Annotated in this window: 20 protein-coding genes; 7 read left to right on the forward strand and 13 right to left on the reverse strand. The window is 67.0% G+C overall.

The annotated features are described in order from the left end of the window. Positions 1-91: 91 nt before the first annotated feature. Genes ACO6VM_RS15865 through ACO6VM_RS15885 form a run of 5 tightly spaced genes read right to left on the reverse strand, consistent with a single transcriptional unit; the run spans position 92 to position 6044 of the window. On the reverse strand, positions 92-853 hold the full coding sequence (locus ACO6VM_RS15865; protein WP_422403519.1) for an ABC transporter ATP-binding protein: 762 nt from the start codon (positions 851-853) through the stop codon (positions 92-94). Continuing rightward, positions 850-1911, reverse strand: coding sequence for a FecCD family ABC transporter permease (locus ACO6VM_RS15870; protein WP_422403520.1), 1062 nt, complete (start codon positions 1909-1911; stop codon positions 850-852). Before ACO6VM_RS15870 ends, ACO6VM_RS15865 begins: the two co-directional genes overlap by 4 nt. Beyond that, entirely contained in the window at positions 1908-3020 is a 1113-nt protein-coding gene (locus ACO6VM_RS15875; RefSeq protein WP_422403521.1) for an ABC transporter substrate-binding protein, read from the reverse strand. The genes ACO6VM_RS15870 and ACO6VM_RS15875 overlap by 4 nt, the downstream gene beginning before the upstream one ends. 16 nt (positions 3021-3036) lie before the next feature. After that, positions 3037-3717, reverse strand: a complete 681-nt coding sequence (locus tag ACO6VM_RS15880) for a Fe2+-dependent dioxygenase (RefSeq protein WP_422403522.1) — start codon at positions 3715-3717, stop codon at positions 3037-3039. Next, the gene (locus ACO6VM_RS15885) at positions 3717-6044 is read right to left on the reverse strand and encodes a TonB-dependent receptor (protein WP_422403523.1); all 2328 of its coding nucleotides are present in this window, start codon (positions 6042-6044) and stop codon (positions 3717-3719) included. Before ACO6VM_RS15885 ends, ACO6VM_RS15880 begins: the two co-directional genes overlap by 1 nt. A gap of 181 nt (positions 6045-6225) precedes the next feature. Between ACO6VM_RS15885 and ACO6VM_RS15890 the strand changes: the two genes are divergently transcribed. Both ACO6VM_RS15890 and ACO6VM_RS15895 read left to right on the forward strand, forming a co-directional pair. Then, complete coding sequence (locus tag ACO6VM_RS15890) at positions 6226-6948, forward strand: response regulator (protein WP_125462510.1); 723 nt, start codon at positions 6226-6228, stop codon at positions 6946-6948. Then, positions 6945-8318 (forward strand): ATP-binding protein, encoded by a 1374-nt coding sequence (locus ACO6VM_RS15895; protein ID WP_401058103.1) that lies wholly within the window; start codon positions 6945-6947, stop codon positions 8316-8318. The genes ACO6VM_RS15890 and ACO6VM_RS15895 overlap by 4 nt, the downstream gene beginning before the upstream one ends. Positions 8319-8728: 410 nt before the next feature. On the opposite strand, the gene ACO6VM_RS15900 is transcribed toward ACO6VM_RS15895, so the two are convergent. The 4 genes from ACO6VM_RS15900 to ACO6VM_RS15915 all read right to left on the reverse strand — a co-directional run bounded on the left by ACO6VM_RS15900 (position 8729) and on the right by ACO6VM_RS15915 (position 11979). Next, positions 8729-9739, reverse strand: a complete 1011-nt coding sequence (locus ACO6VM_RS15900; protein WP_401058101.1) for a zinc-dependent alcohol dehydrogenase family protein — start codon at positions 9737-9739, stop codon at positions 8729-8731. A 125-nt stretch (positions 9740-9864) separates the two neighbouring features. Further along, a complete protein-coding gene (locus ACO6VM_RS15905) occupies positions 9865-10455 on the reverse strand; it encodes an HAD family hydrolase (RefSeq protein ID WP_401058099.1) in 591 nt (196 codons plus the stop codon). After that, positions 10452-11321 (reverse strand): acyl-CoA thioesterase II, encoded by an 870-nt coding sequence (gene tesB / locus ACO6VM_RS15910; RefSeq protein WP_110992748.1) that lies wholly within the window; start codon positions 11319-11321, stop codon positions 10452-10454. Before tesB ends, ACO6VM_RS15905 begins: the two co-directional genes overlap by 4 nt. Before the next feature lie 88 nt (positions 11322-11409). Beyond that, the gene (locus tag ACO6VM_RS15915) at positions 11410-11979 is read right to left on the reverse strand and encodes a GNAT family N-acetyltransferase (protein ID WP_110992749.1); all 570 of its coding nucleotides are present in this window, start codon (positions 11977-11979) and stop codon (positions 11410-11412) included. A 183-nt stretch (positions 11980-12162) separates the two neighbouring features. Here ACO6VM_RS15915 and ACO6VM_RS15920 point away from each other — a divergent pair, with 183 nt between their 5' ends. The 3 genes from ACO6VM_RS15920 (at position 12163) to ACO6VM_RS15930 (ending at position 15394) form a co-directional block, all read left to right on the forward strand. Next, the gene (locus ACO6VM_RS15920; protein WP_401058097.1) at positions 12163-12849 is read left to right on the forward strand and encodes a histidine phosphatase family protein; all 687 of its coding nucleotides are present in this window, start codon (positions 12163-12165) and stop codon (positions 12847-12849) included. A 115-nt stretch (positions 12850-12964) separates the two neighbouring features. After that, positions 12965-13879 (forward strand): histone deacetylase, encoded by a 915-nt coding sequence (locus tag ACO6VM_RS15925; protein WP_401058095.1) that lies wholly within the window; start codon positions 12965-12967, stop codon positions 13877-13879. A gap of 273 nt (positions 13880-14152) precedes the next feature. Then, positions 14153-15394, forward strand: a complete 1242-nt coding sequence (locus tag ACO6VM_RS15930; RefSeq protein WP_401058155.1) for a TIGR03862 family flavoprotein — start codon at positions 14153-14155, stop codon at positions 15392-15394. A gap of 168 nt (positions 15395-15562) precedes the next feature. Here ACO6VM_RS15930 and ACO6VM_RS15935 read toward each other — a convergent pair whose 3' ends face one another. Together ACO6VM_RS15935 and yedA are read right to left on the reverse strand one after the other, a co-directional pair. Next, entirely contained in the window at positions 15563-16894 is a 1332-nt protein-coding gene (locus ACO6VM_RS15935; protein WP_401058093.1) for a DEAD/DEAH box helicase, read from the reverse strand. Between the two features lie 151 nt (positions 16895-17045). Further along, positions 17046-17966: a drug/metabolite exporter YedA gene (gene yedA / locus ACO6VM_RS15940; RefSeq protein ID WP_401058091.1), complete on the reverse strand. Its 921-nt coding sequence runs from the start codon at positions 17964-17966 to the stop codon at positions 17046-17048. 155 nt (positions 17967-18121) lie between these two features. On the opposite strand from yedA, the gene ACO6VM_RS15945 reads away from it, so the two are divergent. Beyond that, on the forward strand, positions 18122-18580 hold the full coding sequence (locus ACO6VM_RS15945) for an Lrp/AsnC family transcriptional regulator (protein WP_401058090.1): 459 nt from the start codon (positions 18122-18124) through the stop codon (positions 18578-18580). Between the two features lie 117 nt (positions 18581-18697). On the opposite strand, the gene ACO6VM_RS15950 is transcribed toward ACO6VM_RS15945, so the two are convergent. Both ACO6VM_RS15950 and ACO6VM_RS15955 read right to left on the reverse strand, forming a co-directional pair. Beyond that, positions 18698-19177, reverse strand: a complete 480-nt coding sequence (locus tag ACO6VM_RS15950) for an NYN domain-containing protein (protein ID WP_401058088.1) — start codon at positions 19175-19177, stop codon at positions 18698-18700. Positions 19178-19334: 157 nt separating this feature from the next. Beyond that, positions 19335-20072: a DUF2076 domain-containing protein gene (locus ACO6VM_RS15955; protein WP_401058087.1), complete on the reverse strand. Its 738-nt coding sequence runs from the start codon at positions 20070-20072 to the stop codon at positions 19335-19337. Positions 20073-20228: 156 nt separating this feature from the next. On the opposite strand from ACO6VM_RS15955, the gene ACO6VM_RS15960 reads away from it, so the two are divergent. Further along, a complete protein-coding gene (locus ACO6VM_RS15960) occupies positions 20229-20885 on the forward strand; it encodes a YciC family protein (protein WP_401058085.1) in 657 nt (218 codons plus the stop codon). Positions 20886-20943 lie beyond the last annotated feature (58 nt).

Genomic DNA, 20943 nt, shown 5'->3' on the forward strand with positions numbered 1-20943 from the left:
TATCGCGGGGCAAGCCCGCTCCCACGCTGCCTTGAGGCAGCTCACAGCATGTCGTGGGAGCGGGCTTGCCCCGCGATAGGGCCCGCAAAGCTCACCCCAACGCCCGATCCACCAGCACCTGCAAACGCCCCCGCGAGCAGCGCTCCACCCGCGCCTCGACGCCATACACCTCGGCCAGCAACCCCGGCACCAGCACCTGCTCCGGTGTACCGCTGGCCACCACCCGGCCCGCACTGAGCACCACCAGCCAGTCGGCATGGCTGGCCGCCAGGTTGATGTCGTGCAGCACCGCCACTGCCAGCAAGCGATGGGCGACAACCCGCTCACGCACCGCATCCATCACCCGCAACTGGTAATGCAGGTCCAGCGCGCTGGTAGGCTCGTCCAGCAGCAACACCCGAGGATTGCGCGCCAGCAGTTGGGCCAGCGCCACCAGTTGCCGCTGCCCCCCGGACAGGCTGGCCAACGGCTGCTCGGCCAGGTGCTCGATACCCAACCGGCGCAGCGCCTCGAACGCCGTACCCAGCGGGTTGTCGGCCCCGCCCACGCGCAAACCGACGATGATGCTTTCCAGCACCCCCAGGGCAATCCCCGGGGGCAGTTGCTGGGGCATATAGGCCAGCCGCCGCGAGCGCTCGGCAACGCCCAGCCGGGTCACCTGATCACCGTCCAGCGTCAGCGAACCCTGCATGGGTTCAAGCCCCGCCAACGCCCGCAGCAAGGTCGACTTGCCCGCGCCGTTCGGCCCCACGAGCGCCACCAGGCTGCCGGCCGGCAACTCAGGCAAGGTCACCTGATGCAGTACCTGCCGTGCGCCATACGCCACCGACAATTGATCGATCAACAGGCTCACAGGTTTCTCCCCCGGCGGAACACCAGCACCACGAACACCGGCACCCCCACCAGCGCGGTAACGATGCCCACCGGCACGATCACCCCGGGCAGGATCAGCTTGCTGGCAATCGACGACAGCGACAGCAGCAGTGCCCCCACCAGCGCGCTCGCCGGCAGCAGGAAGCGCTGATCCTCGCCCACCAGCAAACGGGCGATATGCGGCCCCACCAGGCCGACGAAACCGATGGTGCCGACGAACGCCACAGCAGTGGCCGACAGCAGGCTGATGCGCACCAACGAGGCGAAACGCAGGCGCCGGGTGTCGACACCAAAGCTGCGCGCCCGCTCCTCGCCCATGCGCAGCAGGGTCATGGCCGGCGCTGCGCGCAGCGAGAAAGGCAACAACGTGGCCAGCACCAAGGCAAGGATGCCGAGCTTCTGCCAGTCGGCCCGGGCCACGCTGCCCAAGGTCCAGAACACCAGTTGCTGCAGCACGTCCTCGGTCGCCAGCAGTTGCAGCAGCGACACCAGCGCATTGCAGCTGAACACCAGGGCAATGCCGAACAGCACCAGGCTCTCGACGCCGGCGCCGCGCAGCCGCGCCATGGCCTGCAGCAACACCACCGATAGGCAGGCGAAGACGAACGCCATCAGCGTCACCTGCACGCCCGGCGCCAGCCAGGCCACGCCCAGCGGATAGGCGATGGCCAGCGACGCGCCCAGTGCCGCCGCCGACGACACGCCCAGGGTGAACGGGCTGGCCAGCGGGTTGTCGAGGATCGCCTGCATCTCGGCCCCGGCCAGGGCCAACGCGGCCCCCACCAACACCGCCATCAGCGAATAGGGCAGGCGCACGTTCCAGATGATCACCCGCTCGGTGCCGCTCAGGGTCGCGGGGTCGAGCAGCCCGTGCAGCAGTTGCCCCAGGCCCATGCCCGAGGCACCACTGGCCAGGTCCAGCAACACCGACAGCAGCAACAGCGCCGCTAAGCCCAGCACCAACCCGCTGCGCCGCCACAGCAGGCGCCGGTAGCGCCCGGCCGCCAGGGCTGCGCCATCCGGCGCCAGCGCGGTCACCGGGCGTCGACCCAGTACTGGCCGTCCAGGCCGATGTTCAACAGGCGATTGATCTCGGCCAGGGTGGCCTGCGGGTCGAGGTCCTTGAAGCGCTCGGGGTGAATCCAGCGCGCCATGGCCTCGATGGCGAGGATGTTGAACGGTGAGTTGTAGAAGTCATGCCACAAGCCATGAGCCTGCCCGGCCTGGATCGGCCGCAGCGGCGCGAACTCGGGCCGAGCAGCGATGTGCGCCAGGCTCTGGCGCGCTGTGTCGGTGGCCACGCCGGCCCCCAGCAGCACACCCGGTGCACGGTTGCCGGTAGCGATGTACACGTCGGGGTCGGCCTGCAACACGTACTCGACACTCACGTCGCCCAATGCGCCAGGCACCACATCGGCACCGATGTTATGCCCGCCGACGGCCGCCACCAGGCTGCCCAGCCCACTCTTGCCTGTGGTGTGCCCCGGCGCCTGCCAGACCCCGGCCAGCAGTTCGAGGAACACCTTCGGTCGCAGGCTGTCGGGCAGCCCGACCACCGCGTCGGTGACCTGCTTCAGGTGCCGGTCATACAGGCTCAGGTATTGCTCGGCCTGCTGCTCACGGTCGAGCAACGTGCCGAGCGCACGCAGGCTGACCCGGGTGTTCTCGATCGGGTGCACGCGAAAGTCGATGAACACTACCGGCACCCCGGCCTTGGCCAGCAGGTCGGCCACCGGGCTGTGCTGGGTCGGGCCCTCACCGGCGATGCTGAACACCGCCAGGTCCGGCTTCAAGGCCAGGATCTGCTCGGCGCTGACGCTCTGCTCCGAGGCCTGGCCGATCAACGGCAGTTTGGCGATTTGCGGATAGCGCTGGGCATACGTCTCATAGGTGTGCGGGTCGAGCAGGCGCATGTCGTTCTGCCAGCCGACCACCCGCCCGAAGGGGTTGTCGCGATCAAGCAAGGCCAGGGCGAAGAACAGCCGGCCTTCGCCGAGCACGATACGCTGCGGCGTTTGCGCGACCGTGACCGTGCGCCCGAGCACATCGGTGACCTGCACCGCGCTGGCCGGTTGCGCCAGGCCAAGCCAGGCACCGAGCATCAAGGGCAGCGCCAGCAGGCGCCGCCAGGAAGATGTTTGAAACATGGGTGACCTCCCAAGGTCAGGTGTCGCCCCAGCGACGGAGCAGGTTGTGGTACACGCCGGTCAGTTCCAGCAACGAACCGGCGTCGGCCTGTTGTGCCGTCAGGCGCTGGATCGCCACGTCCATGTCCAGCAGCAGGCTGCGCTGGCTGTCCTCGCGCACCAGGCTTTCGATCCAGAAAAACGCCGCCAGGCGCTCGCCCCGGGTCACAGGTTCTACCCGGTGCACACTGCTGCCCGGGTACAGCACCAGGTGCCCGGCCGGCAGCTTGACCTGGCGCTCGCCGAAGGTGTCGCGGATCACCAGTTCACCGCCGTCATAGCTGTCCGGTTCAGCCAGGAACAAGGTCGCCGACAGGTCGGTACGCACCCGCTCGCGCACGCCCTTGATGCCGCGGATGGCGTTGTCGATGTGAAAGCCGAACCCCTCGCCCGCCGCGTAGCGATTGAACAGCGGCGGGTAGATGCGCTTGGGCAGGGCCGCGGACATGAACAGCGGGTTGTCCGACAGCCGCTGCAGGATCAGCCCGCCCAGCTGGCGGGCGACCGGGTCGTCCTCGTCCAGCTGGCGGTTGTGCTTGGCCTGGGCCGACTGCACGCCGGCCGTGGCCTTGCCATCGACCCAGGGCTGCGCCAGCAATTGCTGGCGCAGTTCGCTCAGTTCGTCGGCGCTGAACAGGTTTTCGATCTGCACCAGCATCAGAAGCTGTAATCCACGCTGGCGGTCAGGGTGCGCCCGGCCCCCGGCACGCCGTACAGCTGGAAGCCGTCGAGCGAAGCGCCGACGCGGCTGTAGTAGAAGGTGTTGAACAGGTTCGACACGTTCAGGTTGAGCGTGGTCTGGCGGTCGACCTTGTAGCGCGCCGCCAGGCTGTGCAACCAGTAGGACGGCGCCTTCTCATGGTCGCGGGTGTAGACCGTGAAGACCCCGCTCGGCCCATTGGCGTAGCTGCTGTTGTTGTTCAGCCCGCCGACGTACTTGTTGTCGCTGTAGCGGCGCCGGCCCACGTAGTCGGCCCCGTAGCTGACGCTGAGCTGGTCGGTGAGGTCGTAGGTGGTCCACAGGTTGGCGGTCAGGTCGGGGACGTTCTTGGCTTCCTCGCCCTTGTTGGCGCCCTTGGTCTGGCGGCTCTTCATCGCGGCGAAACCGGCATAGGCCGACCAGCGCTGGGTGAGCTGCCCTTGCAGGCCCAGCTCGATGCCATCGACCCGCTTGGCCGGCAGCGCACGCACCGGCGAGGTCTCGCCTTCGCTGTATTCCCAGCTGTCTTCGAGCTCGGTGCGGAACAGCGCGGCAGTCAGGTTCAGGCGCTCGTCGAGCAGTTCCCACTTGGTGCCCAGCTCGTAGGTTTTCGACACCGCCGGCTTGTAGGCCTCGGTGCTGGCCGCGCCGTAGATCTGGTTGTTGGTGCTGGCCCCCACCGCCGACGGCTGCGCGGCCTGGCTGTAAGACAGGTAGATGCTGCCGTTGGGCAGCGGCTTGTAGACCACCCCGGCACGCCCGCCGAAGGCATCGTCGCGGCTACTGCTGCTGCCGGTGGAGCGCTCGCTGTCGACCTGCCAGTGGTCGTACCGCAGGGCCAGCAGCAGTTGCCATTGCGGGTCCAGGGTGAGGGTGTCGGAGGCGTACAGGGCCGCGTCCTTCACTACGCTGCGCGGGTCGTCGTAGCCCTTGTCGGTGCGGGTCGAGGCAAAGCTGTGGGCCGGGTCGGACAGGTTGAAGAACATCGAACCGTCCGGCACCTTCATGCTCTTGTGCAGGCCGCCGTAGGTTTCGCGGTACAGCTCGACACCCGTCACGGCCTCGTGGTGAATGCCGCCGGTGTCGAGGTTGAAGCGCAGGTCGGTCTGGTTGTCGACGATCTCGTAGCGCTTGGACAGGCCGAAGTCGCTGCCGCGCAGGTAGCCGTAGCCACTGGCGCTGTTGGCGTAGTCGGTGTAGGCGCGGATGCCGTTGATCGAGCTGCGCGGCCCCAGCCCGACATAGCCCAGGCTGGCGCAACGAGGGCCAGTGCAGGTGCGGCTGCCATCGGCATTGGCGGCGACGAAACGGGCCGGCGACAGCACCGCCCAGTTGTCGGTCTGCTGCCAGCGCAGCTGGTTGCGCAGGGTCAGGTCGTCGCTGAAGTCGTGCTCGAACAGGCCGGTCAGCGAGCGGGTTTCGCTGCGCTGGGTATACAGGCTCGAATCGCCGTACCAGGCATCGCGGTCGACGCCCGGCATGCGCTTGCCATCGGTGCCGCGCTGGATCGGTACACCGCCATCGGGGGTGTTGCGGTCTTTCTGGTAGAACGCGTCGATCCATAGCCGGGTGTCGGTGCCCAGGCCGAAACCGAACGAGGTGGCCAGGCCCCAGCGGTCGTAGTCCACCTCGTCGCGCTCGGCCACCGCGTTGTAGTGCTTCATCAGGTTGACGCGCACGGCGCTGGTGTCATTGAGCTGGCGGTTGACGTCGGCGGTCAGGCGCTTGTAGTTGTCTGTGCCGATGCCTGCCGAGAGCTTGCCGGCATCGCCCAGGTGCGCACGCTTGCTGACCAGGTTGACGCTGCCGCCCACGGCCGACACGCCCGACTCCACGGAGCCGGTGCCCTTGTAGACCTCGGCCTGCTCCAGGTTGAAGGTGTCGTTGCGGCTGGCCATGCCGGCGTCGCGCACGCCATCGACGGTCATGCTCTGCTCGGCGGCGAAACCGCGAATGGAGAACAGGTCGCCCCAGCCCAGGTTGCCCTCACCCGACATGAAGGTGATGCCCGGCACATTGCGCAACACCTCCTGCAGGCTCTGCGCGTTCTGCTCCTCCAGCACCGCGCGCGGCACCACGCTGATGCTCTGGGGCGCATCCAGCAAGGGCGTGGTGATCTTGCTCGAGGTCACCGTGTCGACCTTGTAGCGGTCCTGCTTGCCATCCACCCGGGTGGCGGGCAGGTCGAGCGTATCGGCCAGGGCTGGCAAGGCGCAGGCGCCCAGCATCAGGCCGAAGGCCGGCGCCAGGGTCGCCGGGAGGCGTGGGGAGGATGCGTGGGGCATGTGAAGTCCTTAAAGAAAATCAGTCGCATTTGAGTGGCGCAATTCTAAAGACGGCCCCACGCCATCTTGTGTGCGCAAATGTACGACCCGGCAGGCCTTCGGTCGCCCAAAACATTCCGTTACATTCGCTGAAGCAAGCGCGGTGTAAGGTGCCCTGCGCTTCCAACCTACAGGCCCGCCCATGTCCAAGCCCGACCACATCCTGATCGTCGATGACGACCCCGAGATCCGCCAGCTGCTGTCCCTCTACCTGGAGGAAGCCGGCCTGCGCACTTCGGTGGCGGCCCATGGCCGCGACATGCGCCGCTGCCTGGCCGAGCGGCTGGTCGACCTGGTGGTGCTGGACCTGATGCTGCCCGGCGAAGACGGCCTGACCCTGTGCCGCGAGCTGCGGGTGCAGAGCAATATCCCGGTGATCATGCTGACCGCCCGCGGCACCCTGGTGGACCGCATCGTCGGCCTGGAGATGGGCGCCGACGACTACCTGGCCAAGCCGTTCGACCCACGCGAGCTGCTGGCACGGATCAAGGTGGTGCTGCGCCGTACCCAGAGCTTCCCCGAGCGCGCCCGTGTGGATGAAGCCAGCCAGCTGCGCTTCGCCGGCTGGCGCCTGGACACCGCCACCCGCCAGCTGCGCTCGCCTGATGGCCTGGTGGTCAGCCTGGGCAGCTCCGACTACCGCTTGCTGCGGCTATTCCTGCAGCACCCCAACCGCGCCCTGAGCCGCGATTTTTTGCTCAACCATGTGTTCGACCGCGAGCGCGAACCCTTCGACCGCAGCATCGATGTGTGCGTCAGCCGCCTGCGCCAGCACCTGGGTGACCACCCGCGCAACCCGGCGCTGATCCGCACCGTGCGCAACGAGGGCTACATGCTCACGGTCAATGACGTGGCCAGCGAATGAAGCGCGGCTGGCCACGTTCGCTGCATGGCCGCCTGGTGCTGATCCTGGTCGGTGGCATGCTCGCCTCGCAGCTGCTCACCAGCAGCATCTGGTACGAAGTGCGCCAGACCCAGGTGCTGGAGATCCCCCTGCGCCTGCTCGCCGGGCGCCTCGCCGACCTGTTGCAGGTGGCCCGCGAGCGCCCGGCGCAGTTGCCGGCGTTGCTCGAAGGCATGGCGTCGTCGCGCTGGCAGCAGTTGCCAGCAGCGCCGGCCGGGCTCGCACCGGCCACGCCCGAGCAGGACGCACTGCTGCGCCGGCTGCTCAGCGAACGCACCGGCGCGCCGGCGCCCCTGCGCCTGCTGCACCTGCAACTGCTTGCCCCCGACAACCAGCCCGGTGGCGCCGGCCTGCTGATGCGCGGGGCGCCGGCCAGTGTGCGCAGCGTTGTCGAGCTGACCCTGCCCGACGGCCAGTTGCTGTACCTGCAAAGCACCGAAGACCAGGGTTGGCGCAGCGCCTCGATCGGCTCGCTGGTGTTCGATTTCCTGTTCCGCATCTACCTGCTGCGCACCGTGGTGGTGGTGCTGCTGGCCTTGATCGCGGTGCGTATCGCCTTGCGCCCGCTCAGGCAGATGGCCGCCGCCGCCGAAGCCCTGGGCCAGGACATCCACCGCCCGCCGCTGAACCTCGATGGCCCCCAGGAAGTGCGCCAGGCGGCCCAGGCGTTCAACGCCATGCAGCAACGGCTGATCGACAGCATCGCCGAGCGCACCCGTTTCTTTGCCGCCGTGTCCCACGACCTGCGCACGCCCATCACCCGCCTGCGCCTGCGCACCGAACTGCTGGGGCAGGAAAACCTGCGCCAGCGCTTTCGCGCTGACCTGCAGCAGATGGAAGACATGGTGGCCGCCAGCCTGGACTTTCTGCGCAGCGGCGAGCTGGAAAATGCCCGCGAGCCTGTGGCTATCGACGCGCTGCTGCGCGCCCTGCAGGCCGACTTCGAAGACCTCGGTGGCGAGCTGCGCCTGCACGGCCAGGCCCGCCCGCTCAACGCCCATGCCAGCGGCCTGCGCCGCTGCCTGCAGAACCTGCTGGACAACGCCCACCGGCATGCGCCGGGGCCTGTGGATATCGAGGTGCACGATAGCCCGGAACGCTTGCGTATCCAGGTGGGTGACCGTGGGCCGGGTATCGCCAGCGAGCACCTGGGCCAGGTGCTGGAGCCGTTTTATCAGGTTGACCCGTCGCGCAGTGGTGGGGGGCATGGCCTGGGGTTGAGCATTGCTGCCGGTATCGCCAATGCCCATGGGGGTTCGCTGACGCTGGGGGCGCGGTTGGGGGGTGGGTTGCTGGTTACCGTCGATTTGCCTCGGGTGTGTGGGGCATGAAGGGTTGGGGGCAGTGATGGGGTGCTGGTGTTTGCCGACAGAGTTGCAGCGCCTGTGAGATCGAGCGCCGCCCGCGCGGCGCTTCGCGGGTAAACCCGCTCCCACAGTTTGTTTCGGGCCAATTATTCCTGTGAAAGTATCGGCGCCTGCCTTGGTGCATACCTTGAGTCATGTGGGGCGGCTGTAACGCCCACACTGAAACCGCGTCGTACCAACAAGGCGGACCAGGTAATGCCACAGGAGAGACTGGCCCGAAACAGACTGTGGGAGCGGGTTTACCCGCGAAGCGCCGCGCGGGCGGCGCTCGATCTCAAGGGCACTGCAAATCTATCGCCATGCACCTGGTCGCCCAAACGCGATCACATGATGAATACCCAAACTGCCCACGCCCCAAAGCCCTGCTCTAGGGCTCACCAACTCAAGCAAATCTTGCCGAAATGCTTGTTGCTCTCCTGATACCTGAACGCCTCGACGATCTGCTCCAACTCAAAGTGCTTATCCACCACCGGCCGCAAGCCATTGGCATCGATGGCGCGAACCATCGCCTGCTGCTGCGCGCGGCAGCCCACCAGCACCCCTTGCAGGCGAATCTGCCGCACCAGCGCCTGAACCAGCGGCAACTGCCCGGCCACACCAGTGAGGATGCCGATCAGCGACACATGGCCCCCAATCCGTGCAGCGATCATCGATTGCTCGAGCGTGGCCGGGCCGCCCACCTCGATCACATGATCGACACCACGGTTGTCAGTGAGCGCACGCACCTGCTCGCCCCACGCCGGGGTGGTCTTGTAATTGATCAGGTGGTCAGCACCCAGCGCCTTGAGCCGCTCGAGCTTGGCATCGCTGGACGAAGTGGCGATCACCGTGGCACCGGCCAGCTTGGCGAACTGCAGGGCGAAGATCGAAACACCGCCGGTGCCCTGCACCAGCACCGTGTCGCCGGGCTTGAGGTGGTCGTCGCTCATCAGCGCGCGCCAGGCGGTAAGGCCGGCGGTGGTCAGGGTGGCTGCCTCGGCATGGCTGTAGCCTTTGGGGGCGTGGGTGAAGGACGTGGCGCGGGCGGTCACCTGCTCGCGGGCATAGCCGTCGATACCGTCGCCGGGCACGCTGGCGAAGCCTTCGACCTGGGCCTGGCCGGCGAGCCAGTCGGGGAAGAAGGTGCTGACCACCGCATCACCGACCTTGAACTCAGTGACCCCGGCACCGACCGCGATCACCTCGCCGGCGCCATCGGCCATGGGAATGCGCCGCTCGCTCGGGCCCCACATGCCGCTGACCACGGCGAAGTCGTGGTAGTTGAGGGAACTGGCGTGCAGGCGCACGGTGATTTCGCCGGGGGTGGGCGCGGCGGCTTCGCAGGTGCCGACCTGGACCTTGTCGTAGCCGCCGCCGGGGAGGACGTAGATCGCCTTGGTGCTCATTCGCAGGGTCTCCATTGGGATAAAGGTGCAGAGCAGCTTAGACAGGTCTGACCGATCGCGGGGCAAGCCCGCTCCCACGCCTCTCAGTACATGCGTGGGAGCGGGCTTGCCCCGCGATTGGGCCATCAGCCCAGCAACGCCCTCAGCGCCCGGCAATCCGCCGCATGCCAGTCGGCCAGCTCCGGCCAGGGGTTGTCCGGCAGGTTGACCAGCACCGTCCTGGTGCCGGCGGCTCGCCCGCAATCCAGGTCAAAGCGATAGTCGCCGACCATCACCATCTCGCCCGGTGCCACCGCCCATGCCCGGGCAATCTGCAACAACCCGTCCGGGTCGGGCTTGGGCGTCGCCTCGTCGCGGCCAAGCACATGCTCGATCGGGAAGCAGTCGGCCAGGCCGATGGCTTCCAGGGTGACATGCGCCAGCTCGCGGGCGTTGCGGGTCAGGATCGCCAGGCGGCAACCGCGCCCGGCCAGTTCGCGCACCAGCTCCACCGCGCCTTCAGAGGCTTGCGAGGCAATCGCCAGGTCGCGCTCGTGCTCGAGCAACCAGGCATGCTTGGCCGCCGCCTGCGCAGCCGGCAGTGCCGCCAGGTGGGTGAGGATGTCGTGCTCGGCCGGGATGTCGAGCGCCTCGCGAATGGCCGCAAAGTCATGCACCGCGACGGTCAGGGTGCCGTCCATGTCGAACACCCAGTGGCGGATATCGCCGAGGCTCATGCCCAGTCCTTGCGGTGACGAATCAGGCCTTCCTGGGTCGACGACGCCACCAATTGGCCTGCGCGGTTGAAGATGCTGCCACGGCAGAAGCCACGGGCATTGCCGGCCCAGGGGCTGTCGGTGGCGTACAGCAGCCACTCGTCGGCGCGCAGGTTGCGGTGGAACCACAGCGAGTGGTCGAGGCTGGCGATCTGCATGTCTTTCTGCCACACCGACTTGCCATGGGGCAGCAGCGCGGTGGTCAGCAGGCCGAAGTCCGAGGCGTAGGCCAGCAGGTACTTGTGCAGCGCGGGGATGTCCGCCAGGTTGCCGTCGGCGCGGAACCAGGCGTACTTGACCGGGTCCCCCGGCTTGGGGTTGAACGGGTCGCGCTCGGTGACCGGGCGGATTTCGATCGGCTTGGCGCACAGCACCTTGTCGCGAATGCGCTCAGGCAGCTGGTCGGCCATGGCGCTGGCCAGTTCGACTTCGCTGGGCAGGTTCTCCGGGCCGACCACGTCGGGCATCTGCACCTGGTGTTCAAAGCCCTCTTCGTCGTACTGGAACGACGCGCTGCAGGTGAAGATCGGCTGGCCCTTCTGGATCGCCGTCACCCGCCGGGTGCTGAAGCTGCCGCCGTCACGCACGCGGTCCACCGAGTAGACCACCGGCATGCTGGCGTCACCGGGGCGCAGGAAATAGCCGTGCAGCGAATGCACGTGGCGGGCGTCCTCGACCGTCTGGCTGGCCGCCGACAGCGACTGGCCGAGCACCTGGCCGCCGTACAGCTGGCGGAAGCCCAGGTCCTGGCTGCGGCCACGGAACAGGTTCTCCTCGATGGACTCTAGGCTCAACAGGTCGACAAGGTCGTCCAGTACGTGACTCATGGAAGGTTCTCCTGGCAAGGCATTACGGCGCGGTTATACCGGCAAATGATACAGGGTTTGTCGGCGCCCCCGTCGAGGGGCATCCCCGTCAGCCACGCAGGGTGTCCTGCCATCGAGCCCGGTCGATGCGGTACAGCACGTGGGGGCGCAGGGGGTGGCCGGCGGGCAGGCGGGGGTGTTCGAAGCTGCCGTCCAGGTCCTGCTGCATGCCGATGGCCTGCATGACTTTCTGCGACGGCAGATTGCCCTCGGTAGTGAACGACACCACCTCCTCCAGGCGCAATTGGGCGAAAGCACAGCGCAGGCAGGTCCAGGCCGCCTCGCTGGCGAACCCCAGCCCCCAGTGGCGCCGGGCCAGGCGCCAGCCGATCTCCACCGCCGGGCCGAACGGGGCCTCGAAATTGACGTTGAGCAGCCCGGTCATGCCGATGAAGGCGCCGCTGTCCTTGCGCTCCAGCGCCCACAGGCCAAAGCCGAATTCATTGAAATGGCCACGCACCCGGCCGATCAGCGCAGCGGCCTCCAGGCGCGTCATCGGTGCCGGGAAATAGCGCATCACCTGGGGGTCGGCGCACAGCGCGGCGAACTCACGCAGGTCGTCGTCCTGCCATTGGCGCAACACCAGGCGGGCGCTTTCCAGTTCGAGGATGGGGGGCATCGGGGGGCTCCGGAATCGCGGTCTGGCAGTTTACAGCGTAGGCCGCCGAATGAAGTTTCATCCAGGCCGCCGCTGCCGGATGTTTTTTTCACATCCACTTCACCGGCCTCCGACAGGCCGCTTCGCACAATGCCTGGCATTACAGCGGCCACAGTCGACGCCGCACTGCCATCGGAGTGACACATGCTTTCCAGCACGACCTTGCACGACCCTGCCCTTGCGGCCCGCCTCAAGCGCCGACGTTCGCGCAAGCTGATCAGTGCCGCCATCGGCCTGTTGATGGCCGTGGCCGGCGTAAGCACCTGGCTGGCGACGAGGACGCACATCGTGGACCTTGGCAACGAGCAACAGTTGAGCGAAAGCGGCCTGTTGCAGCAATGGAAAGACGGCGCGGTGCTGGTAATGATCCGCCATGCCGAACGCTGCGACAGCGCCCCCGGGCCATGCCTGGACGACTCCACCGGTATCACCGTTGCCGGCAGCGAGGCGGCTGGCCGGGTGGGCCAGGGCCTGCGGCAACTGGGCCTGGCCGGGGCGGACGTGTACAGCAGCCCGAAGCTGCGCACCCGGCAGACCTCGCACTTCCTGCTGGGCCAGGACGCTGCCACCCAGGACTGGCTGGAAACCTGTGACAAGCAGTTCGCCGACGAAGCCCTGGCACGCAAGCGCAGCGGTCACAACCTGGTGCTGGTCACCCACAACGGCTGCATCGACCACTTCGCCCGCCAGCAACGCGTCGCCGGGGGGGAGCGCGAGAGCGGCTATGCCAGCGCGCTGTTCGTGTCGGTGAATGGCGAGGGCAAGGCCAGGATTCTCGGGCGCATGAACGAGCCGGACTGGCAGCGGGTGTTGGCAACCTCAGGTAAATGATTCGACCTGATCGCGTGGGAGCGGCGGTGCGCCGATGCGACTTGCCCCGCGATCAGGCCGACAAGGCCTGCGCAAAACTGGCAAGATCGGCACAGGCCCACCTCACGAAACCGCCATGCCCCTGCCGCTGATCTACCACGACGACTACAGCCCTGAATTCCCGCCGGACCATCGCTTCCCGATGGACAAGTTCCGCCTGCTGCGCGACCACCTGGTCGACAGCGGGCTGACCACCGACGCGGCGCTGCTGCGCCCCGAGATCTGCCCCAACGACATCCTCGCCCTGGCCCACGACCGCGACTACATCGAGCGCTACATGAACGGTGAGCTGTCCCGCGAGGACCAGCGTCGCCTGGGCCTGCCCTGGAGCGAGGCGCTGGCGCGGCGCACGGTGCGCGCGGTGGGCGGCTCGCTGCTCACGGCCGAAATGGCCCTGCAGCACGGCATCGCCTGCCACCTGGCCGGCGGCACCCACCATGCCCACTACGACCACCCGGCCGGGTTCTGCATCTTCAACGACCTGGCGGTGATCAGCCGCTACCTGCTGGAAGCCGGCCGCGTGCACCGGGTGCTGATCTTCGACTGCGACGTGCACCAGGGCGACGGCACCGCGCGCATCCTGCACGACACCCCCGAGGCGATCACCGTGTCGCTGCACTGCGAGCAGAACTTCCCCGCCCGCAAGGCCAAAAGCGATTGGGACATTCCCCTGCCCCGCGGCATGAACGACAGCGCGTACCTGAAGGTGGTCGAGGACGCGCTCAACTACCTGCTGCCGCTGTACCAGCCTGACCTTGTGCTGTACGACGCCGGTGTCGATGTGCACAAGGACGACGCCCTGGGTTACCTGCAACTGACCGACCAAGGCCTGGCCGCCCGCGACGAACATGTGTTGCGCCAGTGCCTGGGCCGCGATATCCCGGTAGTCGGGGTGATCGGCGGCGGCTACAGCAAGGACCGCGAAGCCCTGGCCCGGCGCCACGGCATCCTCCACCACAGCGCAGCGCGTGTCATGGGTTGTTCACAATGACTGTGGAACCGCTTGTGGATAACCTGCTGGAAAGCGCCTACAGCCCTTTGCCTGCGTGGCCTGCAAAGTCTTGATCGTTTTTTGATCAGCGCTACGCGGTAGGCGCCATGGTTGTTCACAATGACTGTGGAACCGGCTGTGGATAACCTGCGGGAAAGCACCTCCAGCCCTTAGCCTGCCTGGCCTGCAAGACACTGATCATTTTTTGAACAGTACGTGCCTATGCCTGGCTGGGGTAGAATGCGCGCTCTTTTCCACAGCCTGCTGCCGACCATGAACGATCCTCGCCCTGCCTCCCCTCCCCTTGTCGCCGTGATCGGTGGCGGCCCCGCCGGCCTGATGGCCGCCGAGGCACTGGCTCGGCGCGGAGTGGCGGTGCAGGTGTTCGACGCCATGCCTTCGGTGGGCCGCAAGTTCCTGCTGGCCGGGGTTGGCGGCATGAACATCACCCATTCCGAGCCCTACCCCGCCTTCGTCGGGCGCTACGCCGAGCGCCAAGGCGAGCTCGACGGCCTGCTGCGCCACTTCGACGCCGAGGCCCTGCGCCAGTGGATTCACGGGCTGGGCATCGAAACCTTCATCGGCACCTCGGGCCGGGTATTCCCCCGCGACATGAAGGCTGCGCCACTGCTGCGCGCCTGGCTCAAGCGCCTGCGCGAGGCCGGCGTAGTTATCCACACTCGCCACCGCTGGCTGGGCTGGACGGCCGAAGGTGCCTTGCGGATCGCTTATCCACAGGGGGAATTGCAGCTCCAGGCCGACGCCGTGGTGCTCGCCCTCGGCGGCGGCAGCTGGGCACGCCTGGGTTCGGACGGCGCCTGGGTGCCGTTGCTCGGCGAACGGGCTGTGGATATCTCGCCGCTGCAGGCGAGCAACTGTGGCTTCGAGGTGGCGGGCTGGAGCGAACTGTTGCAAAGCAAGTTCGCCGGCGCGCCGCTGAAGAACATTGCCCTGAGCGTGCCCGGCGCGGTGCCGCGCAAAGGTGAGTTCATCCTCACCGCGCAAGGCGTTGAAGGCAGCCTGGTATATGCCTGGTCGGCGGCGGTGCGCGAAGCGATCAACCGCGACGGGCGTGGCACCTTGCTGCTCGACCTGCTGCCGGACCGGCCTGTGGACAAGATCGCCCAGGCCCTGGCCAAGCCCCGTGGCTCGCGCTCGATGGCCAAGCACCTGCACAGCCAGTTGGGGATCGAGGGGGTGAAGGCGGCGCTGCTGCGTGAGTTGACCGATCAGGCGGCCTTTGCCGACCCCGAGCGCCTGGCGGCAGCGATCAAGGCGCTGCCGATCACGCTGGTGCGCACGCGGCCGCTGGATGAGGCGATCAGCAGTGCCGGTGGGGTGCGCTTCGAGGCGCTGGATGAGGGGTTGATGCTGCGGGCCATGCCCGGGGTGTTCTGCGCCGGCGAGATGCTGGACTGGGAGGCGCCGACTGGGGGGTATCTGCTGACGGCGTGCTTTGCCAGCGGGCTACGGGCGGGTAGAGCAGCAGCAGACTGGCTGAAACTCCAAAGCTGACCCGCCCCCCCCTGTGGGAGCGGGTTCACCCGCGAAGAATTCAACGCTGTGTATGGCACGGGCTTCGCCCGTGTTCGCGGGTAAACCCACTCCCACAGGGCTCGTGCCAGCTTTGGGCTCGTGCCAGCTTTACAAATTGAGCGAGCCTGCTGGCATCAGAAGGCCAGCTTATGGCTTACGCTTGCGCGGCCCACCGTTAAAGCTCGGCACCTTGCGCACCGCCTTGACCGCCGGCGCCGCGGCCCCGCCCTCGTCGCTGTCCATCCAACGCCCCAGCCCACGCTTGGCGCTGTTCTCTTTCGGCTTCTTCGGCTTCTTAGGTTTCTTCACCACCTGGCCACTGGCATCGATCATCGGCACCCGGTGATCAGGGATGAAATCCGGCTCCTCATGGCGCGGCAACTGCTGGCGAATCAAAGTCTCGATCGACGCGAGCATCTGCACTTCGTCAGCGCATACCAGCGAGATCGCCTCGCCCTTGTTACCGGCACGGCCGGTGCGCCCGATGCGGTGCACGTAGTCTTCGGCCACGATCGGCAGGTCGAGGTTGACCACCAGCGGCAGGTCGTCGATGTCCAGGCCGCGCGCGGCGACATCGGTGGCCACCAGCACCTGGACCTCACGGGCCTTGAAGCTGTCCAGCGCGCGCTGGCGGGTGGCCTGTGGGCGATCGCCGTGGATGCCATCGGCGTTGATGCCTTCGGCGAGCAGGCGCTCGACCAGCTGGTCCACGCCGTTGCGGGTCTTGGCGAACACCAGCACCTGGGTCCAGCGCTGCTTGCGCAGCAGGTGGCAGAACAGGTCGGCCTTGCGCTTCTTGTCCACCGGCACCAGCCATTGCTTGACGGTGGTGGCGGCGGCGTTGCGCGGGCTGACCTCGATGCTCAGCGGGTCGTTCAAGGCAAGGCCGGCGAGCAGGCGGATCTGCTCGGAGAAGGTGGCCGAGAACAGCAGGGTCTGGCGCTTGCGCGGCAGCGCGGCGTACACCGAGCGCAGCTCTTCGGCAAAGCCCAGGTCGAGCATGCGGTCGGCTTCGTCGAGTACCAGGGTCTGCACCTGGCCGAACTTGATGGCGTTCTGGCGGAACAGGTCGAGCAACCGGCCGGGGGTGGCCACCAGCAGGTCGACGCCACGGCGCAGGCGCATCATCTGCGGGTTGATGCTGACACCGCCGTATACCGCGTAGGTGGACAGCGGCAGGTTCTCGGCATATTCGCGCACGTTGGCGTGGACCTGCTCGGCCAGTTCGCGGGTGGGCACCAGCACCAGCGCGCGGATCGAGTTGCTGGCGACCTTCTCGCCTTCCAGGGCCAGGCGCTGCAGCACCGGCAGGGCAAAGCCTGCGGTCTTGCCGGTGCCGGTCTGGGCGGCGGCCATCAGGTCGCGGCCAGCGAGCACGGCGGGGATGGCCTTGGCCTGGACCGGAGTGGGTGTGCTGTAGTCCAGCGTCTGCAGGGTGCGCAGCAGCGGTTCGATCAGGCCGAGTTGGGCGAAATTCATGGCAATACCGTCAGGGGGTTCAGCGAAGGCGGCAAGTTTACCCCAGCGCTGCGGTGGCCCAAAGAACTCATCGTGGGAGCGGCGGTGCGCCGATGCGACTTGCCCCGCGATGGCCAATCGCGGGGCAAGCCCGCTCCCACGAAACCCTGCCTTACTTGCACGCCTGCTCTTTCAACTGCGCCGGCTGCTCGGGCGCCTTGCGCCACTGCGGCAGGCCGATCAGCACCACCGCGCCGATGATCACCGCCATCGCCAGGCACTCCTCGGCGCCGATCTGCTCGCCGGCAAAGACGATCCCCAGCAACACCGCCACCGCCGGGTTGACGTAGGCATAGCTGGTGGCCGCCGCCGGGCGCACGTGCTTGAGCAGGTACATGTAAGCGCTGAAGGCGAGGATCGAGCCGAACAGCACCAGGTAGGCCAGCGCGCCCCAACCGGCGGCGGTGGGCATCTGGGTCAGGCGCTCGCCGCAGAGGGCGCTGCCGATCAGCAGCGCGGCACCGCCCACCAGCATTTCCGCGGCGCTGGCCATGGCGCCCTGGGGCAGCGGCAGTTGCTTGCTCCACACCGAGCCGAAGGCCCAGGCCGCCGCGGCAAACAGGATCAGCGCAGCGCCCATGGGGCTGGCTTGCAGGTTCGAACCCATGTTGAGCATGCCGATGCCCACCAGGCCGAGGGCGATGCCCGCCCATTCCAGGCGCGAATTGCGGTGGCCGAACAGCAGGCCGAACACCAGGGTGAACAGCGGCACGGTCGCCACCGCCAGGGCGGCCACGCCCGAGGCTACCCCGGCGTGCTCGGCCAGGGTCACGCCACCGTTGCCGCAGCTGAGCAGCAAAAAACCGATCGCCCCGGCCGCACGCCATTGCGCCCAGGTGGGAGCCGGCGCCCCGCGCCAGCGCAGGAAGCCATACAGCAGGCTGCCGGCAATCACGAAGCGCACGCCCGCCATCATCAGCGGTGGCCAGGATTCCACGCCGATGCGGATGAACAGGTAGGTCGAGCCCCAGACCAGGTACAGGGCAAGAAAGGCGCCGACAAGCAGCAAGGGGAAGCGACGGGAGGCAGTCATGGCAGGGGGGCTCGAAATCCGTTTACGGGTGGCTTAGTTTAGAAAGGGCCACGGGCAAACTTAAGTTACAAAACACGTTTAAATCACCGAAACACTTTGCAAAGCATGGTTATGCACAGCCTTGACCATCGATTGCAAAGTCACCAGGAATCGCCATGGACAAATACGACCGCATGCTCCTCGCCGCCCTGCTGGAAGACGGCCGGGCCACTTACGCGCAGCTGGCGCGCCAGGTCAATCTGTCGGCCCCGGCGGTGGCCGAGCGGGTCGCCAAGCTCGAGGCCAGCGGGGTGATCAGTGGCTACACGGCCAAGGTCGATCTGGAAAAGATCGGCCTGCCGATCCAGTGCGTGATGGAACTGCGCCTGGCCAGCCATGGCAACCAGCAGGCCTATGAAGCCCTGGCGCGCATCCCTGAGTTGACCGAGTGCCACCGGGTCACGGGCGATCCTTGCGTGATCATGCAGGCGGCGGTGGCGTCGATGGCGGAGCTGGAGGCGCTGATCAACCGGGTGTCGCAGTTGGGCTTCAGCAAGACCTCGATCATTCTGTCGAGCGCGGTGGAGCGGCGGGTGCCGCTGGGGCATCTGGAGGGCAATGGCAGGAAGGGATGAGATGGCCAATCGCGGGGCAAGCCCGCTCCCACGATTACCATGGGAGCAACTGTTTTGTTCACAATTTAAAAACTTGCCGCGATCAGTGTGGGAGCGGGCTTGCCCCGCGATTGGCATTCAATGACGCAGCAGCAGCTTGCCCTCGATCGGCACATAGCGGCTGGCCGCGCGAATCACCGACAACGCCGTCAGCCCCGGCACGCCATAGACCACGGTTTCGACGCCGTGGCGCTGCATCGCCCGCTCCAGCAGCAGGTCGAAATCCCCGTCACCGGAGGCCAGCACCACCTGATCGACCCGCGCCGCGGCCTCGATCACATCGAGGGTGATACCCACGTCCCAGTCGCCCTTGGCCGAGCCATCGGCGCGCTGGATGTAGGGTTTGAGGCGCACCTCGAAACCGAGTTTGCGCAGGATCTGCTGGAACTGTTGCTGCTTGCTGTCGCCACGGTCGATGGCGTAGGCCACCGCTTCGACAATCTCCCCTTCGCGGCAGACGTCGGCCCACAGCGCGGCATAGTTGAAATGGCAGCCGTGGCCCTGGCGAACCGTGTAATAGAGGTTCTGCACGTCGGCGAACAGGGCGATTTTCTTCACGCGTGGTGACCTCGCTGAATCCGTGAAGGAGGCTGTTGCAGAGCCCTTTCGCGGGCAAGCCCGCTCCCACAGGTTATGCGCGGCCTTCTGTGGGAGCGGGCTTGCCTGCGAAAGGGGCGCAACGCGCCCCCAAGTGCCAGCGAGTATGCCAGAGCCCTCAGACGTAGTCGTCGTCCGAGAAGAAGCCACCATCATCACTGCCGTAGTCGGTATCGGCAAAACCACCCTGGTCACTGCCCCAGCCACCGTTGTCGGCCACCTGCTGCTGGCCGCTCTGGTCATTCCAACCGCCGGTGTCGCTGGCCGGCGCGGGTTCTTCCTTGATCACCTCGACCACCTCTTCAGGCTGCGAGTGATGATTGAACAGGCTGCTGATGCCCTGGGCCAGCAGCACGCCGCCGGCCACGCCGGCGGCCGTCTGCATCGCCCCGCCGAGGAAGCTGCTGGCGCCACTGCGTGCCGGCGCAGGCGCCGCGCCGAAGCCCTGCTGTGGCTGAGGTGGAGCGTAGGCTTGCGGGGCAGGCTCGCGCCAGCCACCGGCAGAGGACGGCGGCGGCGCAACCGAGCGCTGGGGTTCCGGGCTGCGGGCACCGGCACCAAAGATGCTGGACAGGAAACCACCGCCACCATTGCCGGCGCTTGGACGGGTCGCTTCAACCTGGGCACGGGCCTGCTTGAGCTCGGCCTCGAGCTGTTTGTTCTGCTCGTCCAGGCGCTTGATCGCAGCCTCCTGCACCAGGATCGCCTGGGCCATGTAATACGGCGCCGCCGGCTGCTGGCGCAGGTGCTGTTCGATGCACGCCTGGGCCTGGGCATCGCGCGGTTGGGCGGGGTCCTCGGCTTGCTTGAGGCGGCCGAACAGGCCGTCGATCAGGGTTTGTTCTTCAGTGTTCATCAAGCGACCTCATGGGCTGAACTGGGCATCGGACAGGCTCAAAGATGGGGGGCCGGCCCGGGCGATTCAATCGCCTGGGCCATGAAACTTTTTTCAGCAAACGGGCGGTCTGGGCTAAAGTTACGCCCTGCTTTTTCTGCCATGCGATGTTGACCGATGAATCCGCTGAGCGTTCTGCGCGACTCCCTGTACTTCTTCCGCCGCCACCTGGTGAGCATCCTTCAACTGTGCCTGCCGTTGGTGGTGCTCGAGGTCCTGTGCACCCAACTGCTCTACAACCAACTGGGCGACAAGGCTTCGCCGGCCTACGGCATGTTGGTCAGCTTGCTGTTCTACCCGCTGTACAGCGCGGCACTGATCCTCTACCTCGACACCCGCAGCAACGGCAACCTGATCGCCAAGCGCAACCTGTTCGCCCGTGCCGTGCAGCTGTGGCCGGCGCTGGCGCTGTTGATCCTGATCAGCTCGCTGCTGATCATGGCGGGCCTGATGCTGTTCATCTTCCCGGGCGTATGGATCATGGTGAACCTGGTGTTCGCCGAATACCTGCTGGTGCTGCGCGGCCTGCCAGTGGTCGAGTCGATGCGCACCAGCGCGCGCATGACCACCGGGCACTTCATGCGCATCATGGTGTGCATGCTGTCGGTGCTGGCGCCGCTGTGGCTGATCGATGGCTTGCTGCTGACGGTATTCCCCGAGCCGCAGCCAGGCGTGCAACTGGCCCTGGATAGCCTCAGCGGCTTCCTGCAGCTGTTCAGCACCGTGGTGCTTTACCGCCTGTTCATGCTGCTGGAGAGCGAAGCGGGGGCCTGAGCTTGGCCCGTGCCTGATCACCAGGCACAAGGAACCACGACACGACCAGGAAACCGCT

The sequence above is a fragment of the Pseudomonas sp. GZD-209 genome, assembly GCF_049310485.1.
Classification (GTDB): Bacteria; Pseudomonadota; Gammaproteobacteria; order Pseudomonadales; family Pseudomonadaceae; genus Aquipseudomonas; species Aquipseudomonas sichuanensis.